19 protein-coding genes are annotated in these 23900 nt (G+C 66.9%); 7 read left to right on the plus strand and 12 right to left on the minus strand.

What is annotated here, in order from left to right; all coding sequences use genetic code 11:
* Positions 1-19: 19 nt before the first annotated feature.
* Positions 20-751 carry a response regulator transcription factor gene (locus tag Q1W26_RS17775; RefSeq protein ID WP_300442895.1) on the plus strand — a complete coding sequence of 244 codons (732 nt, stop codon included), beginning with the start codon at positions 20-22 and terminating at the stop codon, positions 749-751.
* Positions 752-793: 42 nt separating this feature from the next.
* Here Q1W26_RS17775 and mscL read toward each other — a convergent pair whose 3' ends face one another.
* Positions 794-1216: a large conductance mechanosensitive channel protein MscL gene (mscL, locus tag Q1W26_RS17780; protein ID WP_300442897.1), complete on the minus strand. Its 423-nt coding sequence runs from the start codon at positions 1214-1216 to the stop codon at positions 794-796.
* A 230-nt stretch (positions 1217-1446) separates the two neighbouring features.
* On the opposite strand from mscL, the gene Q1W26_RS17785 reads away from it, so the two are divergent.
* The 4 genes from Q1W26_RS17785 (at position 1447) to Q1W26_RS17800 (ending at position 8706) form a co-directional block, all read left to right on the plus strand.
* Positions 1447-3024 carry a FecR domain-containing protein gene (locus Q1W26_RS17785; protein ID WP_300442898.1) on the plus strand — a complete coding sequence of 526 codons (1578 nt, stop codon included), beginning with the start codon at positions 1447-1449 and terminating at the stop codon, positions 3022-3024.
* Complete coding sequence (locus Q1W26_RS17790; protein WP_300442900.1) at positions 3021-5351, plus strand: CHASE2 domain-containing protein; 2331 nt, start codon at positions 3021-3023, stop codon at positions 5349-5351. The genes Q1W26_RS17785 and Q1W26_RS17790 overlap by 4 nt, the downstream gene beginning before the upstream one ends.
* A 53-nt stretch (positions 5352-5404) precedes the next feature.
* A complete protein-coding gene (locus Q1W26_RS17795) occupies positions 5405-7660 on the plus strand; it encodes an AsmA family protein (RefSeq protein ID WP_300442902.1) in 2256 nt (751 codons plus the stop codon).
* 77 nt (positions 7661-7737) lie between these two features.
* The gene (locus Q1W26_RS17800; protein WP_300442904.1) at positions 7738-8706 is read left to right on the plus strand and encodes a nitronate monooxygenase; all 969 of its coding nucleotides are present in this window, start codon (positions 7738-7740) and stop codon (positions 8704-8706) included.
* A 55-nt stretch (positions 8707-8761) separates the two neighbouring features.
* Here the strand turns inward: Q1W26_RS17800 and Q1W26_RS17805 are convergent, their stop codons facing one another.
* Genes Q1W26_RS17805 through Q1W26_RS17815 form a run of 3 tightly spaced genes read right to left on the minus strand, consistent with a single transcriptional unit; the run spans position 8762 to position 11077 of the window.
* Positions 8762-10075, minus strand: a complete 1314-nt coding sequence (locus Q1W26_RS17805; RefSeq protein WP_300442906.1) for a sensor domain-containing diguanylate cyclase — start codon at positions 10073-10075, stop codon at positions 8762-8764.
* Complete coding sequence (locus Q1W26_RS17810; protein ID WP_300442908.1) at positions 10072-10713, minus strand: chemotaxis protein CheC; 642 nt, start codon at positions 10711-10713, stop codon at positions 10072-10074. The genes Q1W26_RS17805 and Q1W26_RS17810 overlap by 4 nt, the downstream gene beginning before the upstream one ends.
* Positions 10714-10717: 4 nt before the next feature.
* Positions 10718-11077 (minus strand): response regulator, encoded by a 360-nt coding sequence (locus Q1W26_RS17815; RefSeq protein ID WP_300442910.1) that lies wholly within the window; start codon positions 11075-11077, stop codon positions 10718-10720.
* A gap of 199 nt (positions 11078-11276) precedes the next feature.
* Between Q1W26_RS17815 and Q1W26_RS17820 the strand changes: the two genes are divergently transcribed.
* Complete coding sequence (locus Q1W26_RS17820; protein WP_300442911.1) at positions 11277-12512, plus strand: MFS transporter; 1236 nt, start codon at positions 11277-11279, stop codon at positions 12510-12512.
* Between the two features lie 82 nt (positions 12513-12594).
* Here the strand turns inward: Q1W26_RS17820 and Q1W26_RS17825 are convergent, their stop codons facing one another.
* Positions 12595-12933, minus strand: coding sequence for an amine oxidase (locus Q1W26_RS17825; protein ID WP_300442913.1), 339 nt, complete (start codon positions 12931-12933; stop codon positions 12595-12597).
* 238 nt (positions 12934-13171) lie between these two features.
* Here Q1W26_RS17825 and Q1W26_RS17830 point away from each other — a divergent pair, with 238 nt between their 5' ends.
* Positions 13172-13774 (plus strand): CHRD domain-containing protein, encoded by a 603-nt coding sequence (locus tag Q1W26_RS17830; RefSeq protein WP_300442914.1) that lies wholly within the window; start codon positions 13172-13174, stop codon positions 13772-13774.
* Here Q1W26_RS17830 and Q1W26_RS17835 read toward each other — a convergent pair whose 3' ends face one another.
* The 7 genes from Q1W26_RS17835 to Q1W26_RS17865 all read right to left on the minus strand — a co-directional run.
* Positions 13775-14212, minus strand: coding sequence for a bacteriohemerythrin (locus Q1W26_RS17835; RefSeq protein ID WP_300442915.1), 438 nt, complete (start codon positions 14210-14212; stop codon positions 13775-13777).
* A gap of 25 nt (positions 14213-14237) precedes the next feature.
* Positions 14238-16040: an EAL domain-containing protein gene (locus tag Q1W26_RS17840; protein WP_300442918.1), complete on the minus strand. Its 1803-nt coding sequence runs from the start codon at positions 16038-16040 to the stop codon at positions 14238-14240.
* Between the two features lie 96 nt (positions 16041-16136).
* Positions 16137-18317 (minus strand): primosomal protein N', encoded by a 2181-nt coding sequence (locus Q1W26_RS17845; RefSeq protein WP_300442920.1) that lies wholly within the window; start codon positions 18315-18317, stop codon positions 16137-16139.
* A gap of 438 nt (positions 18318-18755) precedes the next feature.
* The gene (gene hemE / locus Q1W26_RS17850) at positions 18756-19829 is read right to left on the minus strand and encodes a uroporphyrinogen decarboxylase (protein ID WP_300442922.1); all 1074 of its coding nucleotides are present in this window, start codon (positions 19827-19829) and stop codon (positions 18756-18758) included.
* A gap of 94 nt (positions 19830-19923) precedes the next feature.
* Entirely contained in the window at positions 19924-21381 is a 1458-nt protein-coding gene (locus Q1W26_RS17855) for a potassium transporter TrkG (protein ID WP_300442923.1), read from the minus strand.
* Complete coding sequence (gene trkA, locus Q1W26_RS17860) at positions 21381-22808, minus strand: Trk system potassium transporter TrkA (RefSeq protein ID WP_300442925.1); 1428 nt, start codon at positions 22806-22808, stop codon at positions 21381-21383. The genes Q1W26_RS17855 and trkA overlap by 1 nt, the downstream gene beginning before the upstream one ends.
* Before the next feature lie 79 nt (positions 22809-22887).
* A partial coding sequence (locus Q1W26_RS17865) for a helix-turn-helix domain-containing protein (protein ID WP_300442927.1) occupies positions 22888-23900 on the minus strand: 1013 nt, incomplete at its 5' end.

The following is a 23900-nucleotide window of genomic DNA, read 5'->3' on the forward strand; positions in this document are numbered from 1 at the left end:
TCGATAAAGGTAGACCAGCGTGCGATTCGCTATTCTCGAAGACGATCCGGCCCAAATGGAAGTCCTCACGGGCTGGCTGAGGGAAGCCGGGCACGATGTGCATGGTTTCGGACTGGCGCGTGAGCTGATGCGCGTCGCAAGCCGCGAAAGCTTCGATCTGTTCCTGGTGGACTGGGTGCTGCCCGACCTGACCGGCGAGCAGGTGCTGCGCTGGCTGCGGGTAGAACGCGGCAACGACACGCCGGCGATTTTCATCACCTCCCGCGATGCGGAAGAGGACATCGCCAATGCCTTCAGCGCCGGCGCCGACGATTACCTGATCAAGCCGCCACGCCGCATCGAACTGCTGTCGCGCATCGAGGCGGTGATGCGCCGCGCCCAGCCGCGCAATACCAACCAGACGCTGGTGGTGGAGCCCTACCATTTCGACCTGGCCCGCAAACAGCTGACCATGGACGGCGCCGCCGTTGAAATGACCGACAAGGAATTCGAGCTGGCGGCTTTCCTGTTCCGCAACCTGGGACGCCTGCTGTCCCGCGGACACCTGCTCGAAGCCGTTTGGGGGCGCAACCCCGACCTGGCGACACGGACTGTCGATACCCACATCAGTCGCGTGCGCAGCAAGCTGAACCTGCGCCCCGAAAACGGCTTCCGGCTCACGCCGACCTATAACTTCGGCTACCGGCTGGAGAAGACCGACCCGTCCGAGTCGGCTCCCCTTGGCACAACGACGGTGTCGTCGCCGGCCTGATCCTTCCCGGGGTTCCTGGTCGGGAACCCCGTCCTGCCGCGCTTACTTCTTCAGCGCGTCACGGATTTCCCGCAGCAGTTTCACCTCATCCGACTCGGCCGGCGGGGCTTCCGGGGCCGGAGCAGGCTCGGCCCGCTTCATCTTGTTCATGGCCTTGATGGCCACGAAGATGGCCATCGCGACGATCAGGAAATCGATCACCGAGTTGACGAAGACGCCATATTTGAACAGCGGGGCGCCGGCTTTCTCGGCGGCTTCCATGGTTTCGAAGGTCTTGTCGCCAAGGTTCACGTAAAGGTGCTTGAAATCGACGCCTCCCAGCAGCTTGCCGATGACCGGCATCAGCATGTCCTTGACGAGGGAGTCGACGATTTTTCCGAACGCACCTCCGATAATGACGCCAACCGCGAGGTCGACGACATTGCCCTTCATTGCAAATTCCTTGAATTCCTGGATAAAGCTCATTGATTGCTCCTTTGCAAAAAGTTGGGAAAACGAATGCGGGAAGAGTGTCGAAATTGCCGGACTGTTGCAAGAAGCCGGCATTCCGCGCCCATCATATGAGCGTCCTGATGCAGAAGGGCGCCGTTTTTGGCACGCAAGGACACAGTTGTGAGCAAGTTTGCGAAGTTTTGCACCCTGCCCAAGACCTCAAACTAATATATTTCCCCCAATAGATCCGAAAGATAGTGCCCGTGGATTGTTATACCCTCCGAACTCTTGGCGTTGCCGCAGGCTTGCTGGCCGGCGGGAGTGCGTTTGCGGCCGATCTCGAGGTCATCTACACGACCCGCGCCGGCGATACCCTGATCGGCCTTGAAAAGCGCTTCCTCGCCGCGCCTTTCGGCTGGAAGGGCCTGAAGGTCCATAACGGCAGCGTCAATCCCTTGCGCATCCCCGTCGGTTCGCAGTTGCGGATTCCCGAGCGCTGGTTGCGTGTCGAGCCCCGCACCGCACGCGTCGTGGCGCTGCAGGGTGATGTGAGCATGGACGGGCGCGCCCTGACGCTCGATTCGAAAATTCCGGCCGGTGCCCTGCTGCGCACCGGCGAGGGCGCTTTCATCACGCTCCTCATGCCCGACGAATCGCGCCTGACCGTGCAACCGCAAAGCGTGGCGCGCTTCACCAAGGTGCAGGGCTTCCAGGGCTTCGAAGGCCAGACTACCGAAGTCTCACTCGAACACGGCCGCGTCGAAACCCACGCAGCGGCCCAGCGCGGGCCTGCAGCGCGCTACCAGATCCGCACCCCGACCACCACCGTAAGCGTGCGCGGCACCGAGTTCCGGGTCGGCGCCGACCCCGTGGCGCACTCGGCCCAGGCGGAAGTGACCGGCGGCGAGGTTCGCCTGAACCCGGTCGACGGTGGCGTGGCCAAGGCACTGGCGGCCGGTTACGGCGTGGTCGCCAAGGCCGGCGCGCCGATTCCCGCGCCGCGTCCGCTGCTCCCGGCCCCGACCCTGACGACGCTGCCCGAGCGCTTCGAGCGGGTCGAGTTGAGCCTGCCCTTCACGCCGGTGGATAAAGCCGTCGCCTACCGCGCCCAGATCGCCCGCGACCCCAAGTTTGCCGACGTGGTCGCGGATGCGGTCTTCAACACACCGCCCGCCCGCTTCGGCACGCTGCCGGACGGCGCCTGGTGGCTGCGTGTGCGGGCCATCGACGAGGCCGGGCTCGAGGGTTTCGACGCCGAACATGCCTTCACGCTGCGCGCCCGCCCCGAGCCGCCCAAGGCGCTCGACACCGAACGCGGAAGCCTCGCCTGGAGCCCGGCCGCCGAAGCTGCGCGCTACCGGCTGCAAATCGCCAACCAGCCCGGCTTCACCACGCTGCTGGCCGACCGCGAAACCACAGCCTTGGCGGCCGACCCCGGCCTGCCGGCGGGCCGCTACCTGTGGCGCATCGCCAGCCTGCGCGCCAGCGGTGAGCAAGGGCCGTGGAGCGACACCCATCCCCTCGTCGTGCGCCAGGCGCCGCAGGCCGCCAGCCTCACCATCTACAACCGGCGGATGCGCTTTGCCTGGCCCGGCAGCGCCGGGCAGATCTACGACGTGCAGCTTGCGCGTGACGAAGCCTTCACCGACCTGCTGGTGGACCAGCGGATCGGCGAAGCCGCCCTGACGGTACTCGAACCCACCGGCGGCACCTACTACCTGCGCAGGCGGGCCACCGATCCGGACGGCGGCACCAGCCCCTGGTCAGGCGTCCAGACGCTCCGCCAGATCTTCCTGCTGCCAGTCTGGAGCCTCTCCGCTCCTGCCGCCGCGCAACCGTGAGATCCGTTGCAGCCACCCTGCGCCGCCCCACTTTCGAGTGGCTCACGGTGACCCTGCTATGTGTCTCGCTGGCCGTTCTGGCCGCGATGGAGGGCTGGCTGTGGCGGATCGACCAGAGCGTCTATGACAGCGTCCTGGCCACCTGGACACACCCGCCAGGCGACGATGTGGTCATCATCTCGATCGACGACGCGAGCCTCAGCGAGATCGGCCGCTGGCCCTGGTCCCGACGCACCCATGCCGCACTCATCGACCATGCCCGCGACGCGGGCGCCTCGGCGGTGGTGCTGGACGTGCTGCTCGATACCCCCAGCCACGACGACGCAGAGGCCGATCGGGCCCTCGCCCAGTCGATGCAGGCCTATGGTCGGGTCATCCTGCCGCTGACCCAGGCCACCACCGGCACCCAGCTTACCGGCGAGGTGCTGCCGCTGCCTCTGTTCGCACAGTCAGCCGCCGCCATCGGGCATAGCCAGGTGGAGTTCGACACGGACGGCATCGCCCGCAGCGTGTACCTGTGGGAAGGCTTCGGCGCAGCGCGTCACCCCCAGCTCGCGCTGGCCCTTCTGCGCCTCGTCGCGCCCGCCGCGGCACGCAACTACCCGCCGCCGCCGGTCGGCGAAGGGCTCGACCACCAGCAATGGCAGCGCGCTCAATGGCTGCGGATGCCTTTTTCCGGGCCGCCGGGCACCTATCCCCACTATTCCTACCGGGCCGTCCTGGCCGGCGAAGTACCCGCCGAAGCCCTGCGCGGCAAGGTGCTGCTGGTCGGCGCAACGGCCTCCGGCATGGCCGACGCGGTGCCGACCCCGGCCTCCGGCCTGTCGCGCCCGATGCCCGGTGTCGAATTGCAGGCCAATATTTTCGACGCGCTGCGCTCCGGGATCGCGGTCAACCTGCTGCCGGCCTGGATTTCCGCCCTGGTGGCCGGGGTTTTCGTCACGCTGCTGATGCTGACCCTGCTCTACGCCGAAGCCCGCACCGGCCTCCTGGCGTCCTTCATGCTGGCCGGCCTGGCCGTGCTGCTCGCGAGCCTCGGGCTGCGCATGGGTGGCTGGTTCGGCCCGGCACCGGCCGTGCTCGGCTGCATGCTGGCCTACCCCCTGTGGAGCTGGCGCCGCCTCGAAGCCGCCCAGCGCTATCTCGACGCAGAACTGACCGCCCTGGAACGGGAAGGATCGCCGCTCGGCCTGACCCAGAGCACCGCCGGGCTTCCTGCCGCCGACCCGCTGGAGCAACGCATCCGCATCGTCCGTCAGGCCGCCCAGCACCAGCGCGACGTGCGCCGCTTCATCGCCGACACCCTCGAGCACCTGCCGATCGGCGTTGTGGTGATCGACCAGATGAACCGGGTCATCCTCCACAACGAGCGCGCCCGCCATCTTCTGCGAGCCTTCCGCAGCGAGGCCCTGCTGGCCGCCCTGCGCGAGCTGCCGTGGCCGCCCTACGTGCCGATGCGCGACGGCCTGCCCGACCTCTCCGGTTTTTCCGGCACACGCCAGTTCGAACTCTCGCCCGACAAGAAACGCCACCTGCTGGTCTCGGTCGCCGATCTGGTCACCGAATCCAGCGGCCGGCCTGGACGGGTGATCGGCCTGGCCGACGTCACCGCCATGCACGAAGCCCAGCGCAGCCGCGAAGACACGATGCACTTCCTGTCCCACGACCTGCGCGCGCCGCTGGCCTCCATTCTCACGCTGATGGACGGCTACAGCGGCGATCCGGCCCAGCAGCTTGCGCAGATCCCGCGCATCACCCGCTACGCCCGCTCGGCCCTCGACCTGGCCGACGGCCTGTTCCGTCTGGTCCGCGCCGAAGGCTCCGACCCCAAGGATTTCGTGGAACTCGACCTGGCCGGCCTGGTGGATTCTGCGGCCGACGAAGTGTGGCCCCAGGCCCACGCCCGCGGCATCCGGGTCGACGTGGACACGCGGGACGCCGAAAAGGAGGAAGCCATCGTGCGGGGCGACTTCTCGCTGCTGCGCCGGGCCGTGATCAACCTGCTCACCAACGCCATCAAGTACGGCAGCGCCAGCAGCGTGGTGTCGGTAAGCCTCTCGGCCGAAGGGCCCGACTGGATCATCCGCGTCCGCGACCAGGGGGCCGGCATTCCCGCCGACGCGCTGCCGCGGCTCTTCAAGCGTTTCTCGCGCATCGACGGCGAAGGCCGCGACAAGCCCACCGGCGTCGGCCTCGGCCTGCTCATCGTCAAAACCGTGGCTGAACGGCACGGCGGCAACGTGGTGGTCGAAAGCGAACCTGGCAAGGGCAGCACCTTCGAGCTGCGCCTGCCCCTGCGCGACCTCGCCGCGCCACGCCTGGCGTGAGGGCGGGGCACCTGGGTTAAGATCACTGCGACGGGATCGTGGGTTCTCCTGAAATGCGTTTCAAATACCTGAAATATCTGGCCTTCGCGCTGGGCGGCCTCAGCACGGTCGTGGCCAGCGGCGCGCTGTATCTTCATGCAAGCTTCGACGGCGCACGCCTGGCTGCCGAGCTGAGCAGCCACACCAAGCAGCACTACCAGCGCACCCTGCGCTTCGAGGGGCCGCTTGAACTGGCCATGTTCCCGCGCCTCGAACTGCGCCTGCCGCCCACGTCACTCTCCGGGCGCAACGGGGACGGCGAGTTCCTGGGCGTCGAGCAGGCCGCGATCGGCGTGCGCCTGTTGCCGCTGCTGGCCCAGCGGGTCGTCGTCGAGCGCGTGCAGCTCGACGGCCTGCGCCTGGCCCTCTTGCGCACCAAGGACGGCAAGCTCAACGCCGCCGATCTGCTCGCCCCCCTGCACGCCGACGCGCCGCTGGATTTCGACGTGGACCGTCTCGGCGTCAGCCGTGGTGCCCTCACCTGGATCGACGAGGCCAATAATGGACGCAGCTTTGCCCTGTCCAGCCTCGAACTGGGCACCGGCCGGCTGGCCCGCAGCGCCGACGGGCAACTCGAACTCGCCGCGCGGCTGACCCAGGCCGCCCCGGACATCGACGCCCGCGTCGAGCTGCAAACCAGCTACCACATCGAGCCCGACGTCGCCCCGCTGGTCCGCAAGCTGCAGCTCACCGCCACCGGCGAACTGGCCGGGCGCCCGGGCACGGAACTCGAATTCGCACTCGCAGAACTGCGCCTTGGCAGTGACACGCCACCCCGGATCACCGGACTCGATCTGCGGGCCAGAGGCAAGACCGCCGACGGCACGATCGAACTGCACACCACCGCACCCGAGCTTGTGCTGACGCCGGGCGGCGCCGAAGCCGCCAGCGCCGAGGCCAGCCTGCGCCTCAACGGCAAAGCCCGGAACAGCCACCTGCACGCCCGCCTCACCGGACTGCACGGGCAGGGCAAGAACCTGTCCGTCGACACACTCGCCACCGAACTGGACTGGAATGCCGCCGCCGGCCGCATCAAGGGCAAGCTCGACAGCCCCGCCCGCTGGCAGGGCGACACCCGCCTGCTCGATGTCCCCGGCCTCACCGGCGAACTCGACTTCACGCCGACGCACGCTGCCGCCCCCGTGAAAATCGCCGTCCAGGCGAGCGGGCGGGTCGATTTCGCCCGTGACAGCGCCACCGGCAAACTCGACCTGCGTGCCGACGACAGCCACATCCAGGGCACCTGGAACCTCCCGCGCCTGTCGCCGCCGGCCCTCGGCTTCGACGTGGACGTGGACCGCCTCGACCTCGACCGCTACCTGGCCGAGGCCGGCAAGCGCCCGCCAAAGACCGGCAAGGACGCCACCCCGCTCGACCTCACAGCCCTCAAGGGCCATGACATCGATGCCGTGCTGCGCATCGCCAGCCTGCGCGCCGGCGGGCTGCAGCTCGAACAACTGCGCCTGCCAGTCAGCCTGCACAACGGCAAACTCGTCTCCACCGGCCACAGCCTTGCCCTTTACGGCGGCGCACTGGAAGGCACCTTCAGCCTCGCCGCCGACGGCAACGCGATGAGCTACCGGGGCTACCTGCAGAACGCCAGCCTGGCGCCGCTCATGCGCGCCGCCACCGGCGCCGAGCCCCTCACCGGCAACCTCAACTTCTTCGCCGAGCTCAGCAGCACCGGCGCCACGCCGGACGCGCTGCGCAGCGGCCTCAAGGGGCTGGCCCGCCTGCGACTTAAAAACGGCAGCCTGCGCGGCATCGACGCCACCGCCGCCCTCAAGGACTGGCGCAGCGCCATCCAGGCACGCCAGTCGGCCCGACGTCCGTCACGCCCCACCGAAACCACCCCACTGGGCGAGCTCACCGCCAGCTTCCAGATCAGCGACGGTGTCGCCCGCAGCAGCGATCTCATGAACCAGGGAAGCCCCATCGGCCTCACCGGGAGCGGTGAGTTCAACGTCACCACAGGCCACCTCGACGCCATCACCCGGGTCAGCCTGCTGGCGCTGCCGCCGGGCGCGGACGGCGCGCTGCTCGCCAGCCTGCGCGGCGTGGCCGTGCCGGTGCGCGTCAAGGCCACGCCGGCCGGCGCCGAATGGCTGCTCGAACCGGGCGCGACACTGCCTGCAGCAGTCCGGCCGGCAACGCCGCCCCCTGTGCTCAAACCCGCACCCAAGCCCGTCGCAAAGCCCGTCCGGCCGACACCGGCAAAGCCCGCCGCCACCGCTCCCGCGCCGGCCCCCGCCCCGGAGGCCGCCGAGTAGGGCAGGGCCCCGTACTCCTGCGTACGGTGTGCTAGATTGGCGTCGGCACACCCTACAAAAACAGACCAGGAGACAGCATGACCATCCCTTCCGCCTTTCACGGCACCATGCGCCTGCCCGCCATCGCGGCGCCGATGTTCCTCGTGTCCGGCACCGCGCTGGTTGCCGAAACCTGCAAGGCCGGAGTGGCCGGCACCTTTCCGGCCCTCAACGCCCGCAGCACGGAAGAACTCGACGCCTGGCTGGGCGGGCTCAACACCGACCTCGCCGCAGCCCGCGCCGCCAGCCCGGGCACCCAGGTGGCGCCCTACGGCATCAACCTGATCCTGCACGCATCCAACCCACGGGTCGCGCCCGATCTCGAACTGATCTGCAAGCACAAGGTGCCCTTCGTGATCACCAGCCTCGGCCATCCCGGCGAAGTGGTGGAGGCCGTGCATGCCTACGGCGGGCTGGTGTTTTCCGATGTGATCCACGCCTATCACGCCAGAAAGGCCGCCGCCGCCGGCGTGGACGGCATCATCGCGGTGGCCAGCGGCGCTGGCGGCCATGCCGGCACCCAGAACGCCTTCAGCCTGGTGCGCGAGATCCGCGAATTCTGGAATGGCACGCTGATTCTCGGCGGGGCGATTTCCGACGGCTACGCAGTGCGCGCCGCCGAAGTGCTGGGCGCCGACTTCGCCTACATGGGCACCCGCTTCATCGCCACCCGCGAATCGAACGCCCAGGAAGCCTACAAGCAGATGCTGATCGACAGCGCCGCAGAGGACGTGGTCTACACCGACGCCATTTCCGGCACCAACGCCAACTTCCTGTGGCCCAGCCTGGAAAAACTCGGCCACCGACGCGAAGAACTGGTGCAGGGCGTCGGCAAGGGCAAGCTGAAAGCGCTGTCGGACGAAGCCAAGGCCTGGCGCGATGTATGGAGCGCCGGCCACGGAGTGGCCACCATCCACGATGCGCCGCCGGTGCGCGAGCTGTGCGAGCGCCTCGCGGCCGAATACCGCGCCGCCTGCGCCCTGCCGCCGAGCCCGGCGCTGGGGTGATGCAGCGCCGGGGATTCACCGTTCGCCCCCGCCAGGGGGCGAACTCGCCGGCGCGTCAAAGCTCGCCGCGTTTGGCGCCGTACATGCGCTGATCGGCGCGGATCAGCAGGCTGTGGGGATCCGCGCCGTCATCGGGATAAACCGCCACGCCGATCGAGCAACCCACGCGCACGTGGCAGTGGCCGAGGTTGATCGGCAGGGCCACGGCGTGGGCGATCTTGGCAACAATGGAGGCAAGCGTCAGGTCGTCGCCGGCGTCAACGAGCAGCACCGCGAATTCGTCGCCACCATAGCGGGCGACCCGGTCTTCGCCGCGCACAACCCGGCGCACCCGTGACGCAACGACTTTCAGCACCGTGTCGCCGGCCTGATGGCCGTGGGTATCGTTGATCTGCTTGAAATCGTCCAGGTCGATGAAGAGCAGCGCCAGCCGGTCGGTAACCTCGCGGGCGCCCGAGATGGCCGCGCGCAGATGGCGCTCGAAGCGGTCGCGGTTGAGCAGCGCGGTGAGGCTGTCATGGTTGGCACGGAATTCATTGCGGCTGGCCCGCTCGTGGAACTCGGTGACGTCCTGCAAGGTGCCGATGAAACCGCTGATGTGGCCGTGCTCATCGCGCAGCGGGCCGGCTTCGGCGCGCATCCAGAGCGGCCGTCCATCGGGGTGCGGATAGCGGAACTCCTCGGCGAAGCGGGTCGCCGATCGAACCGCCAGCAGCCAGCTATCGCGCACCCGCGCCTCTTCGCCGGGCGGGAGCAATTCGAGCCAAGGCTTGCCGGCAATGTCCGCCAGCTTGTGGCCGACGAGTTGTTCGCAGCGTTCGTTGAGAAAAATGCAGCGCGCCTCGCTGTCGGCCTCGAACAGGCCGGCCGGAGCCTGGCGGGCGAGTTCGCGAAAACGCATCTCGCTGCGCTGCAGTTCGGCCTGCGCGCGCGACAGGCGCTGCAGATCCTGGCGGAGCTGGCGGGCCTGCTGTTTGAGCAGGATTTCGCGGCGCACCGTCTCGGTCACGTCGCGCACCTGGAGCAGGCAGTGACGCTGACCATCGGTGTCCACCGGGGTGACATCAATGGACTGCAGCATGCGCTCGCTGCGGTCGCCGCCCGGCTGAAAAAGCGGCAGCGGCATCGGATGCAGGGCGTGGGACAGGCGGGCCGACCAGCCGAAATCAAGGGCCTCGCGCACCACCAGGGCGAGGCGCGGATCAATGTGGGCGCCAAAGGCCTCGGCCAGCGTGAGCGCAAAGGCCCCGGCCGCCGGACGGGCCGCGCGCTGCGCGATCCAGCGGTTCCATACCCGCACCCGACCGGCCCGATCGAGCAGGATGAGGCCGGTATCGACGCAGTCGGCGAGGAGGCTGTCGCACTTCATGATCGTTCGGCAGGCGCCTCCGGCAGGCCGAACAGGCGGCTCACCTGGGCCATGAAGTGGTCGATCGAGGGCACATCCATCAGGAACAGCACGAAGCCGGACAGGTTATGGGCGGACATGCTCATGCCGATGCGCGCCACGAGGATCAGGCTGTCGGGGGACTTGTCTTCCAGCAGGCGTGCAACGCTGCTGCTTTGCACGCTGGGCAGTGAACCGATGATCTCGGAGCCGAACAGATCGGCAAGACTGCTCATGCAGCTGTTGATGATGATGTTGCCGATCTCGGCGAGGGCGTCCTGCTCCAGTTCGGTGATGTGCTCGGCCGAGGTGTCCTCACCCAGCATCCGGCGGACGATTTCGAGGCTGCCCTGTTCGGGGAAGAGCAACAGCGCATCGGTGGCAAAGCCGTCGCCGGTGCGAAAGTGCTGGTTGATCCGGCACAGGCGGTCCTCAACGCCGCCAGCCTGGCCGCTTTGCAGGCGGCGGGCGAGTTCATCGCGGGCGACAAACTCGACGACCGGAACAGACAGCTCGATCTCTTCGCGAACAATCGCCGAAAAGGCGGCCGTCGCTTCGCCCAGCGACAGGTTGAAGGCCTCGGTGAGGGCATCCAGTTCGAGTGCGGTAAAAGCGCGCATGGCGTCAATCCAGCAAACCCAGAATGTCGGCAATCACGGTTTCGCTGATCGGCTTGCGGAAGAAACTCACCCCGAGAGCGGCAGCCCGGCGCTGGATCGCCTCCTGAACGTTGGCGGTCAGCAAAGCGAGCTTCATGTCAGGCTGGGTGACGCGAATCCGCTCGGCCAGTTCAAGCCCCGACATGCCGGGCATGTTCATGTCGAGCACGGCGAGATCCGGTATGTGGGTGGCGAGAACGGCCAAGGCCGCTTCGCCGTCGCCGGCTTCGAGGATCACAAGGTCGGAACGCAGGCTCTTGATGACCGAGCTGCACAGCATCCGTGAGGCACGACTGTCGTCGACGAGCAGAATCGTGGTGGACATGAAAACACTCCATTGACTTCGTCGAGCGTTTTACGGCGGGCGATTTGCAAACTTTAGTGAAATTATGCGCATAACATTTACAACGCACCAAAAACAGGATAGGCATGCGGGCTTTCCCTGATACCCCGACACGCCCGGCACACCGGCAGGTAAGCTGCACACTCGCTCCACCGCCCTCAAAACCGCTCCGGCCCGCCTCATGTCGTTACGCTCCGCCCCGTCACCGGCCTTTCTCGCCAGCCGCATCTTTCTGCCCTTCGCGCTGGGTTATTACCTCTCCTACCTGCTGCGCACCGTCAATGCGGTGATCTCGCCCGACCTGACCCGCGAGCTGGGGCTCAGTGCCGCCGACCTGGGGCTGCTAACCAGCATGTATTTTTTCGCCTTCGGGCTGGCCCAGATTCCGGTCGGCATCGCCCTCGACCGCTACGGCCCGCGCCGCGTCGAGGCGGCGCTGCTGCTGCTCACGGCCATCGGCGGGGTGCTCTTCGCCACCGGCGAGAGCCTGCCCACGCTGGCCAGCGGCCGCGGCCTGATCGGCATGGGCGTATCGGCCTGCCTGATGGGCGGGCTGAAGGGTTTCACCCAGTGGTACCCGCGGGAAAAGCTCGCCTCGATGACCGGTTACATCATGTCCAGCGGCGCGCTGGGCGCGGTCACCGCGTCGGCGCCGCTGGAAGCCGCTTTGCCCTTTCTGGGCTGGCGCGGCGCCTTCTGGCTGGTGGCGGCACTGGCGGCCGGGGTGGCGGCGCTGATCTTCTTCTCGATGCCGGAGAAGGACGAAAGCCATGAAACCGGCGATCTCCAGCACGCGCTACGTGGTGTGAGCGAGGTTCTGACGGCACGGACTTTCTGGGGCTTTGCAGCCCAGTCGGCCTTTTTCACCGGCGGCTTCATGGCGCTGCAGGGCCTGTGGGCGGTGCCCTGGCTGATGGAGGTCAACGGCTACAGCCGGGCGCTGGCAGCGGATCACCTGTTCTGGCTCAACATCGGCATGCTGGCCGGCCAGCTGGCGATCGGCGCCTGGGCCATGCCGCTGGCCAGGCGCGGGATTACGCCGCTACGCATCATGCAGATCGGGCTCTTCATCAGCATGCTGGTGGAGGCCCTGATCATTGTCGAAACCGGCTCGACCCTGGCCCTGTGGTGCGTGCTGGGCGCCGTGTCGGCCACCGGCGCGCAGATGTACGGGGTGATGAGCGGGCTGTTCGCCCCCCATCTCAGCGGCCGGGTCACGACCAGCATCAACCTGATGGCCTTCGTCGGGGCCTTTGTCGTGCAGTGGGGGCTGGGTGGGCTGCTCGACACCCTGCGTGCCGGCGGCATCGACGCTGCCGATTCGCTGCGCATCGCCTTCGTGATCCTGCTGGCGGCGCAGGTTCTGAGCTTCATCCCGCTGTCCCGCGCCGGGCGCTACCGGCAGTGGGAAAACTGATCACGCAGGCCACGTAAACAGCCAGCGGAGCGTGTTCCGGAAATCCGGAACACGCTCCGCATGGGGCCCGGGGGCGTGCTGCTTACTTGACGGCGGCCGGTGCTGCGGCAGCGGCGGCAGCGGCGGCAGCGGCGGCAGCCGGAGCGGCTTCGGCCTTCACGGCCGGCTTGACAGCCTTTTTCGCCTTCTTGACCTGCTTGGCCTTCTTCTCGACCTTGGCTGCTTCAGCCTTGGCCGGCTCGGCGGGCTTGGCTGCTTCGGCCTTCACGGCCTCGACCTTCTTTTCGACCGCGGCCGAAGCGGCGGCGGCTGCAGGCTTGGCGGCAACGGCCGGAGTGGCCGGAACAGCCGGGGTGGCCTGAGCGAAGGAGGCGGAAGCGAAACCTGCAGCGATGGCGAGGGCGATGATCTTTTTCAGCATTTGCATTCTCCGGAAAGGACAGTTTGTTCATACCGGGCGGCGTGATTGCCGGCCCTTGCAGCGAATAACGCCACCCCCTGTCCGAAGGTTGTCAGCGCAAATGTAAGGCCATGTTGAGTTGTAACAGCGGGGCCCGGCGCATTACCAGCCTTTGGAAGCGGCCTTTGGAAGCGGCACTTCATGTGCTACAAAAAAGGGTCTGCCGCCGTCAAATCCGCTCTGCCCTTGGGAGAATGCCATGTCGTTCATGAACACCCCGTTCCGCAGCATCGTAGCCAGCATGCTGGTCTTGTCGGCACCGCTGGCCAGCGCCTCCGTGATCTCCTATTCAAGCTCGCTGAGCGGGGCGGCCGAGGCCCCGGCAAACGCATCCCCCGGCACCGGCACGGCGACACTGCTGGTCGACACACTCGCCAACACGATGACGCTGGATGTGTTTTTCAGCGGGCTCATCGGCACCACCACCGCCGCGCACATCCACTGCTGCACCGCGCTTCCGGCAAGCGGCACGGCCGGTGTGGCAACCCAGACGCCGAGCTTTCAGGGTTTTCCGCTCGGGGTGCAGTCCGGGACCTATCACCATGTTTTCGACCTCGCAGACACGGCCAGCTGGAACCCGGTCTTCATCACCAACAATGGCGGCACGCCTGCGGGCGCCGAGACAGTGCTGCTGAACGGGCTGGACGACTCCCGGGCCTACCTGAACATCCACACCTCGGCCTTCGGGGGCGGCGAGATTCGTGGCTTCCTGGTGCGCGCCGTTCCGGAACCGGAGGGGCTGGCGCTGCTCGCGCTGGGCCTTGGCGGGATCGGGCTCACCGTGGCCCGGCGGCAGAGGTAGTCAGGTCGGGCTGGAGCGCCTTGCCAGGATGAAGGCGGCGAGCCGCATGTCGGTGTGCATGATGTGCTTCACCAGCCAGTTGTTCAGAAAGACCAGCAATTCGTGCGGCGGAATCGGAATGCCGGCCTTGAGCCGGTCTCGCACCGCCAGAACCTGGGTCGAAAAATCCCGGTGCTCGGCCAGGTGGCGCCGGGCGTCGGCGTCGTCCTCCGCTTCGTAACCGGTGTCGCGCATCAGCAGCTCCTCGGTTTCGAAATGGTAGAGGGCATAGCCGAGCAGATCCTGGGTGATGGCTTCGAGCACTTCGCGGCTGGTCTCCCCGCACAGTTTCTCCGCGGCCTCGTTGAAGGTGTGAACGAGGATCCGGTGCTGTTCGTCGATCTCCGGAACGCCGGTCATCAGGCTGTCGTTCCAGATCAGGGGAGCGGAGTTTTGCATGGCGGAATGTCGTGTTGGGGCCGGTTCAGCGGAGCCTGCCTGTGCGCGGCAGCAGCGCGGCGCCGCTGCGGGCGGCTTCGGCGAGCGGGGCCTGCCAGCGGGGATCGGGTTTGAAGTTCCTGAGCCAGGGCTCGACGGCCTCGACCGGCAAGGGGCGCGAAATGCCATAGCCCTGCATCACGTCGCAGCCGATTGAAAGCAGCATGCGCACGTGCTCCATATCTTCGACGCCCTCGGCCACCACGTCGCGCCGGAAGGCTGCGGCAAGGCCGACCACGCCCTGCACGATGGCCAGATCGCCCGGATCGTCGAGCATGTCGCGCACGAAGTCCTGGTCGATCTTGAGCACGCCGGCGGCCAGGCGCTTGAGGTGCACCAGTGACGAATAGCCCGTGCCGAAGTCGTCCAGCGCAAAGCGGATGCCGCGCTTCTGGAAGCCGGCAATCAGGCCGCTGACCGTGCCGATGTCCTCGAGCGCAGCGCTTTCGAGGATCTCGATCTCCAGCCGGCCCACGGAGCCAGCGCAGCCTTCGCCGACGATGGCCTCCAGCCGCTCGGCAAACTGGCGGCGCACCAGCTGGCGGGCGGCAATATTCACGCTGATCGTCAGCTCATGGCCGGCGGCGCGCAGGCGGGCCTGCTCACGCAGGGCCTCGTCGATGACCCAGTCGCCAATGCTCACGATCACATCCTCGTGCTCGATCAGGGGCAGAAACTCGCCCGGCATGCGCTGGCCCAGCACCGGATGATTCCAGCGGAGCAGCGCCTCCAGGCCCACCACGCGGCCGGCGCGGCAATCGACTTTCGGTTGGTAATGAAGAACGAACTCCTGCCGCTCGAGGGCTTGCTCGATCTTGCGGATCAGCCCGAGATTGGCACGGGCGCGGGATTCGAGGGTCGGGTCGAAGATGCTGAAGCGGTTCTTGCCGGCCTGCTTGGCCTTGTACATGGCCTGATCGGCGTGGCGCAGGAGCTGGTCCGGGTCCATCGTGTCGCCGGGAAAGAGGGTCACGCCGATACTGGCGGTGACGCGTACCTCGGCACCGTCGATGAAGTAGGGCGCGCCGACGGCATCGAGGGCGCGCTTGACCACCTGTTCGCACTGGCCCGAGGTTTTGAGATCGCCGATCAGCAGCGCGAACTCGTCGCCGCCGAGGCGGGCCGCGGTGTCGTCACCCCGCAGGCTGTCGTGCAGACGGCGCGCGACCTCCCGCAGCAACTGGTCGCCGGAAGGATGGCCGAGACTGTCGTTAACGATCTTGAAACCGTCCAGGTCGAGCATGTACACGGCGAGGTTCTCGCGGTGGCGCCGGGCGTGGGCGAGCGCCTGGTCGAGGCGGTCGGAGAACAGCACCCGGTTGGGCAGCCCGGTGAGGGTGTCGAAGTGGGCCTGAAGCTTGAGGCTGTTCTCCTGCTCGACCTGCCGGGTCACGTCCACCGAGGAGCACACCGCGCCGGTCACCGCACCATGGATGTCGGTGAGAGGCTGGGTATGGACGCGCAGCCAGCGCACCTGGTCTTCAGCGCTGCGCACCTGCAGCCGTACCGGCCGGGTGTTCGCGTCGCCGGCCAGCACCCGGTCAAGCGGAAAACATTCGCCATCGCAGGGCAGGCCCTCGGCCGATAAACAGCGCTGGGCCAGCAAGCTCCAGTGGCAGCCCGTGCTGCGTTCTTCACTGTCGTTGAAATGGACGAGTGCGGCCGGGTTGGCATACATCAGGTAGCCGTCGGTGTTCCACAGCAGGATGCCCTCCTCGATGGTGCGCAGGATGGAACTCACCCGGCCACTGTCGAGCCCGACGAAATCGGTAGGGAATGATTCAGACAATTTACTGCGCTCCAGCTCTGCATCCCGGGCAGGCGAACCTGCCCAAAACGGGGATGAGCGATTAACGGCACCCCATGCTGCATCTAAAGGGGGCGTTCAGACCTCTGCCGGGTCCACGTCCAGATGCCAGCGCAGCTCCCGCGGGGGCTTGAGGGCCCACAGCAGGCGGCTCCAGGCGGTCAGGAAGGCCTGCAGGGCAGGGCGCCCGGGGGCTTCGACGAGAAGCTGGGCGCGTTCGCGGCGCGCCAGGCGGACCATGCGCATCGGCACGGCGTCGAAAACCTGCACGCCAAAGGCTTGGGCAAAAGGCAGGGCGGCGTCGCGGGCCTGCTTGAGCCAGTCGAGGGCCAAGGCCAGCTCCGGGGCGTTGGCGCACAGCAGGGCGTTGGCGGCGAAGGGCGGAAAGCGGGCGGTCTTGCGTTCTTCAAGCTGCAGCGCGGCGTAGCGGGCGAAGTCGTGGCGGGCGAGGCACTGGTAGAGGGGATGGTCGGGGTACTGGGTCTGGACCATCACTTCGCCGGGCAACTCGCCGCGCCCCGCCCGGCCGCCCACCTGCATGAGCTGCTGGAAGAGTCGCTCCGGCGCGCGGAAATCCGCGGCGAACAGGGACGAATCGGCATTGAGCACACCAACGAAGGTGAGCTTCGGGAAGTCGTGGCCCTTGGCCATCATCTGGGTGCCGACGAGGATGTCGGCGTCCCCGCGGCCGATCTGGTCAAGCAGGGCGTCCCACTGGCTGCGGGTACGCGCGGCGTCGCGGTCGACGCGCAACACGCGGGCATCGGGAAAGCGCTCGCCGAGCGTCTCTTCGAGCCGCTGGGTGCCGCGCCCGAAGGGCTGGATGTCCTGGTTGCCGCAGCCGGGGCAGGCCACGGGAATGCCGGACTCGAAGCTGCAGTGGTGGCAGCGCAGGCGCTTGTCGGCCAGGTGCAGCACCATGTTGGCGGTGCAGTGGGGGCATTTGCTGACCCAGCCGCAGGACGGGCACGACAGCACCGGTGCGTAGCCACGGCGGTTGAGGAAGACAAGGCTCTGCTCGCCCCGCTGCAGGCGGGCCTCGATGGCGCGCAGCAGGTGCTCCGAGACACCGTTCTGGAGGTGCTCGCGGCGGATGTCCACCGGGCGCACCTTGGGCAGGCTGGCGGCGACGGCACGGTTGGCGAGTTCGACCCGACGATAACGGCCGGTGTCGGCGGCGTGCCAGCTTTCGAGCGAGGGCGTGGCCGAGCCCAGCACGATGGGCACGCTCCGCTGGCGGGCGCGCCAGATGGCCAGATCGCGGGCCGAATAGCGCACGCCTTCATGCTGCTTGTAGCTGGCATCGTGCTCTTCGTCGACGACGATCAGGCCAAGGCGCGGCAGCGGCGTGAACACCGACAGGCGGGTGCCCAGCACGATCTCGGCGCGCCCTTCCATCGCCTGCACGAAGCCCTGGGAGCGCGCGCCCTCGGCCAGCGCCGAATGCAGGCTGACCACCCGCGCCGCCGGAAAGCGGCCGGCAACGCGGCCTTCCAGCTGGGGTGTGAGGGCGATCTCGGGCACGAGGATCAGCGCCTGCCCGCCCTGGGCGATGACTTGCTGGACGAGGCGCAGGTACACCTCGGTCTTGCCGCTGCCGGTGACGCCGGCCAGCAAGAAGGGCTGGAACTGGCCGAGGCTCGCCGACATGGCCTCGACGGCGGCCTGCTGCTCCTCGGTCAGCACCGGCGCACCGGCCATGGCGGCCGGATCGGCGGCCACGGAAGCGGCGATCCAGCCGCGCTTGAGGGCATCGGCCACCACGGGCGTGCCGGCCTCGCCCTCGCGCAGCACCGAGCGGCGACGCGGGCCGCGGGTTTCGATGTCGCGCAGCAGGGCCAGGGCGCGGCTTTCGCGCTTGCCGGCCAGCAGGGCCTCTCGCCCCGCGGCGGTCAGGTCGAGCAGCGGATCGGCTTCGGCGCCGGCCACGGCGTCGGCCTTGCGCAGGCGGGGCGGCAGGGCCATCGCGACGACTTCGCCGAGGGGGTGCTGATAGTAGCGGGCGGCAAATTCGACCAGCTCCAGCCAGTCGGCGGGCAGGGCGGGCGCTTCGCGCTGGATGGCGATGACGGGCTTGAGCCGTTCGACCGGCAGATCGGCCGCATCCGGCAACCCGACGATCAAGCCGGTCTTTTCGCCCCGCCCGAAAGGCACCCGCACGCAGCGCCCGAGATCTCCGGCGGAAACATTTTCTGCCGTGTAATCAAAGCATTGCGGAAGCGGAATCGGAAGGGCGACGCGGACGATGGCGGGGCTCATGGCCGGATTTTCGGGTTGTTTTCCTGAAGTCTATTTAAATCAGCGGTTTACAGGGCTTTGCTGAGGGTGCGCATGGGAAACAAGCCTGAATCCCTTGGGTAAGCGGGGCTATTCGCTCTTGTCCACAAAATCTGTGGATAACTTTGTGGGAAACATGGGTAAAGTGCCGCAAAACCCACGGCCCGCAAGCCTTGCCCCTGCTCTGCCTAAATCGAGGTCAAAAAATATTCCATTTAAAAACAGTTACTTATAAATTCAGCTGGGCTAAGCCCCTGTTTTTGCAACAAAACTGACACGAACGAGTGACGCTGTGCACAAGTCAAGCCCCAAAGTAAAAATTTAGAGCTTGACGGAGGCGTTTTCACCCCCGCTTTTGCCTCGCCGCGGAAACAAAAAGGCCGGCGCAGGCCGGCCCTTCCGGTATTACTGAAAAAAGCATCAGGCCGGCTGCTGACGCAGGCTGCGGCTGTATTCATGAACGGTGTTCACGAGCACGGTGACGTTTTCAGGGGGCGTGAACTGGGAGATGCCGTGGCCCAGGTTGAAAACGTGGCCGGCGTGGGGGCCGTAGGAATCGAGCACTTTTTTCGTTTCGGCGGCAACGGCTTCGGGACTGCCGAAGAGCACGGACGGATCGAGGTTGCCCTGCAGCGCGACCTTGTCGCCCACCAGACGACGGGCGGCGCCGATATCGATCGTCCAGTCGAGGCCGACAGCGTCGGTGCCGCAGTCGGCGATGTCGGCCAGCCACAGGCCGCCGCCCTTGGTGAAGACGATGACGGGGATCTTCTCGCCGTCCTTCTCGCGGGTCAGGCCGGCCACCACCTTGCGGATGTAGGCCAGCGAAAACTCGCGATAGGCCTCGTGGGCCAGCACACCACCCCAGGAGTCGAAAATCATCACGGCCTGGGCGCCGGCTTCGATCTGGGCGTTGAGGTAGGCAATGACCGACCGGGCGGTGACGTCGAGGATGTGGTGCATCAGGTCGGGGCGGCTGTAGAGCAGGCCCTTGACCTTGCGGTAGTCGTCCGAGCCGCCGCCTTCGACCATGTAGCAGGCGAGGGTCCAGGGGCTGCCGGAGAAGCCGATCAGCGGCACGGAGTTATCCAGTGCACGGCGGATCTCGGCGACGGCGTCCATCACGTAGCCGAGCTCGAGGCTGGGATCGGGCACGGCGAGGTTGCGAATCTCCCATTCTTCCTTCAGCGGGCGCTCGAACTTCGGGCCTTCGCCTTCGGCGAAATACAGGCCGAGGCCCATCGCGTCCGGCACCGTGAGGATGTCCGAGAACAGGATGGCGGCGTCGAGGTTGTAGCGGGCCAGCGGTTGCAGCGTGACTTCGCAGGCGAGACCCGGGTTCTTGCACAGGTCGAGGAAGCTGCCCGCACGCTTGCGGGTCTCGCGGTACTCGGGCAGATAGCGCCCGGCCTGGCGCATCAGCCAGACGGGGGTGTAGTCGGTGGGCTGGCGCAGCAGGGCGCGCAGGAAGGTGTCGTTCTTCGGACGGCTCACAGGATTCCTCGACAGGCAGGGCCGCGCAGGGCGGCAAAGGCGGGATTATCCGCCATTTGCCGCCGGGGCGTGGATGAAGCAGATCAAGGGCGGCTTACTTGCGCCAGAACTGGGGCGTGAACACCACTGCGAGGGACAGCACCTCCAGGCGCCCGAGGAGCATGGTGAAGCTGCACACCCAGGTCTGGAAGTCGGTGAGCACGGCGTAGTTGGAGGCCGGGCCGACCTTGTTGAGGCCGGGGCCGGCGTTGTTGATGCTGGCGACGATGGCGCCCAGGGCGGTCATGAAATCGAGCCCCGACAGGATCATCAGGAAGGTGAGCATCACGATGCTCATGAAGTACAGGAAGATGAAGCCCAGCACCGCGATGACCACGCTGTTGGGAATCGCGCCGCCGCCGATCTTGACCGGATTGACCACCGCCGGGTGAACCAGGCGGGTGAGTTCGCGGTTGGCCTGCTTGGCGAGGATCAGGGTTCGAATCATCTTGATGCCACCGCCGGTGGAGCCGGAGCTGGCGGTGATGCACGACAGGAAGAGCATCCACAGCGGCGCGAAGATCGGCCACTTGTCGAAATCCTGGCTGGCGAAGCCGCAGTCGGTGGCCATCGAGACGAGATTGAAGCTGACGTGGCGGAGCGCGGTCGGGTAGTCCTCGTAGGTGCCCTCCAGCCACACGTAAAGCGCGACGCCGAAGCACGAGGTGACGATCAGCCCGACCACGCCGCGGGCTTCCACGTCCTGCCAGTACACGCGCAGGTTACGCCCGCGCATGGCCATGAAGTGGGTGGCGAAGTTCATCGCGGCAATGACCATGAAGACGATCAGGATGAATTCGACCATCGGGTTGTCGAAAGCCCCAACGCTGGCGTCGCGGGTCGAAAAGCCGCCAAGGCCCAGCGCGGCGAAGGCGTGGCAGATGGAATCCAGCCACGACAGCCCGGCCTGGTTGAGCAGCAGGATGCAGGCCACGGTAATCAGGAAGTACACCAGCCACAAGGCCTTGGCGGTATCGGCGATGCGCGCGGTGAGCTTGGAGTCCTTCATGGGGCCCGGGGTTTCGGCCTTGTAGAGCTGCATGCCGCCAACCCCCAGCAGCGGCAGCACGGCCACCGCCAGCACGATGATGCCCATGCCGCCGAGCCAGTTGAGTTCGTGGCGCCACAGATTGATGGCCTCCGGGGCATGATCGAGATCGGTCATGATCGTCGAGCCGGTGGTGGTGAGACCCGACATGGTTTCGAAGAAGGCGTCGGTGAAGCTCATGCTGTCATAGACCAGCAGCAGCGGAATCGTGGCGATGGCCGCCATCAGCGCCCACACCGTGGACACCAGCAGGAAGCCGTCGCGGGGCTTGAGCTCGCGGTAGCTGGAGCGGGTCACCGCGTAAAGGGTGAGGCCGCTGCCCAGCGATATGGCCATCGCCGCAACGAAATCCGCGGTGGTGCCGTCGTTGTAGATGATGGCCGCCGCGATGGGCATCAGGTAGGCCAGGCTGAAGATCGACAGCAGCCTGCCGAGCACGTTGGCAACGGGAAGCAGGGCGTCCATCAGAAGAACCCCCAGCCCACCTGAAACAGCTTTTCCACTTTTCCGACCAGCTTTTTGCTGGTGCAGAAAACGATCACGTGGTCTTCGGCGCGGATCACCGTGTCGTGGTGGGCCATGATGACTTCGAAGATCGGCACCTCGTAGGGGATCAGTTCCTTGTACTCGGTGCGGCTCTGGCCGGTGTTGCGGACGATGGCGGCGATGGTGGCGCCGTCGGGCAGGTCGATCTCCTCGATCTTGCGGCCGATCACCTTGCAGTGCTTGGCGTCGCCGTGGGCGACCACTTCGAGGGCTTCGGCGGCGCCGCGGCGCAGGCTGTGCACGGCGGCCACGTCGCCCCGGCGCACGCGGGCCAGCAACTGACCGATGGAGGTCTGGGCGGGCGAGATGGCGATGTCGATGCGGCCACCCTGCACGAGATCGACGTAGGACTTGCGGTTGATCAGCGCCAGGGTGCGGCGGGCGCCCATCTGCTTGGCCAGCGACGAGGACATGATGTTGTCTTCGTCGTCGTTGGTGAGGGAGAGGAACATGTCGGTCTCCTCGATGCTCTCCGAGTCGAGCAAGGCTTCGTCGGTGGAGTCGCCGCGCAGCACGAGCGCCCGGGTGAGCGCGCTGGCGAGGTACTCGGCACGCTGGCGATCGCGTTCGATGAGCTTGACGTTGACGCTGCTCTCGATGGCCCTGGCGAGGCGAAAGCCGATGTTGCCGCCACCGGCGATGATGACCCGCCGGATCGGCTTGTCCATCCGGCGCAGTTCGGTCATCACCTTGCGGATATGGGTGGTGGCGGCAAGGATGAAGACTTCGTCGCCGCTCTCGATGAGGGTGTCGCCGGTGGGCGCGATGGGCTGGTCACGACGGAAGATCGCGGCCACCCGGGCGTCGATGTTGGGCAGGCGCAGGGGAATGGTCTTGAGGGGCTTGCCTACCAGCATGCCGCCCTCGAAGGCCTTCACGGCGATCATCGTGACCATCCCGTCGGCAAACTCCAGCACTTGCAGCGCCTCGGGAAATTCGATCAGCTTGCGGATGTAGTCGGTCACGATCTGCTCGGGGCAGATGGAGTGATCGACGGCAAAGTTGCTGTCGTCGAGGAGCTGCGGATAGGCCTCGTAGTCGGCGGCGCGCAGGCGGGCGATGCGGGTCGGGATGTTGAACAGCGTTTTCGCGACGCGGCAGGCGCAGAGGTTGGTCTGGTCCGATTGGGTCACCGCGATCAGCAGGTCGGCGTCGGGTGCCCCGGCAATCTCGAGGATGGAGGGCGAGGCGGCATTGCCGGGCACGACGCGCAAGTCGAGGCGCTCCTGGAGGGCATTGAGGCGCTCGATGTTGCTGTCGACGACGGTGATGTCGTTGGCTTCCGAAACAAGGCTTTCAGCCACCGAGCTGCCAACCTGGCCAGCGCCGAGAATGATGATCTTCATTGCGTCCTCCCGCCCGGGCGGGGGGCCGCGGGCCACCGGTTTATTGTTGTGTGAGCACTGCGCGCGTCAGGTCGCCTGGTCAGCTGCCGGACTCGTCGTGGCGCTTGCCGACGCTGATGCCCAGCTGCTTGAGCTTGCGGTAAAGGTGAGTGCGTTCCAGGCCGGTTTTTTCGGCAAGGCGGGTCATGTTGCCGCCATCGATCTGCAGGTGGTGCTCGAAGTAGGTGCGCTCGAAGATTTCGCGCGCCTCGCGCAGCGGCAGGTCGAGGGGCAGGCCGAGCAGCGCGGTGGGGGAATTCTTGCCGAGCAGGTGCGCCACTTCTTCCATGCCGATTTCTTCTTCGAGGGTGCCAAGGGCCAGCGACTTGATGGCGGCTTTCAGTTCGGCATAGCCGCCGGGCCAGGCACGGTTGCGCAGGGCATTGAGGGCAGCGGAGGAGAGGCGGCGGGCGGGCACTTCGCCGGCTTCGACGTTGTGCAGCAGAATCTGGCTGGCGATCTCGGGAATCTCGTCGCGGATTTCGCCCAGCGCCGGCGGGGCCAGGGACACTTCAAACAGCCGCGACAGCGCACGCTCGTCCCAGCCGTGTTCGATGAGTTCTTCGGGCTGGTGCTCGGAGGCCACCACCAGGGTCTGGCCGTGGCGCTCCAGGCGGTCCATCGCGAAGACCAGGTTCTTTTGCTGGGGCCGCGACAGGTAGAACAGCTCGGGCACGTAGAGCAGGCCGTTGCGGGCGCCTTCCAGGGTGGAGAGTTCGAGGGGCAGCGACGACAGGGAAAGATCGAGCCACGGCGAACCGACCCGCTGGAGGGTGCGCGCGCACAGTTCGGCGAGGCTGCCGGGGCCGACGCGCAGCAGGATCACGCGGGATTTCTCGGCCATCTGTTCAAGGCGTTTTTTCAGATCGCGCAGCGGCACCGAGCGGGCAAACGCCCCCAGGCCGAGGGGGCTGGGCGCATGGGCCGGCTTGATGCGGGCGAGGCCGCGCTTGACGGCGGCGAGCAGCTTTTGCAGCGCGATGGGCTTTTCGAGAAATTCCATCGCGCCGATGCGGGTGGCCTCGACGGCGGTGTCGATGGTGCCGTGGCCGG

Source organism: Zoogloea sp. (genome assembly GCF_030157465.1).
In the GTDB taxonomy this organism is placed as follows: Bacteria; Pseudomonadota; Gammaproteobacteria; order Burkholderiales; family Rhodocyclaceae; genus Zoogloea.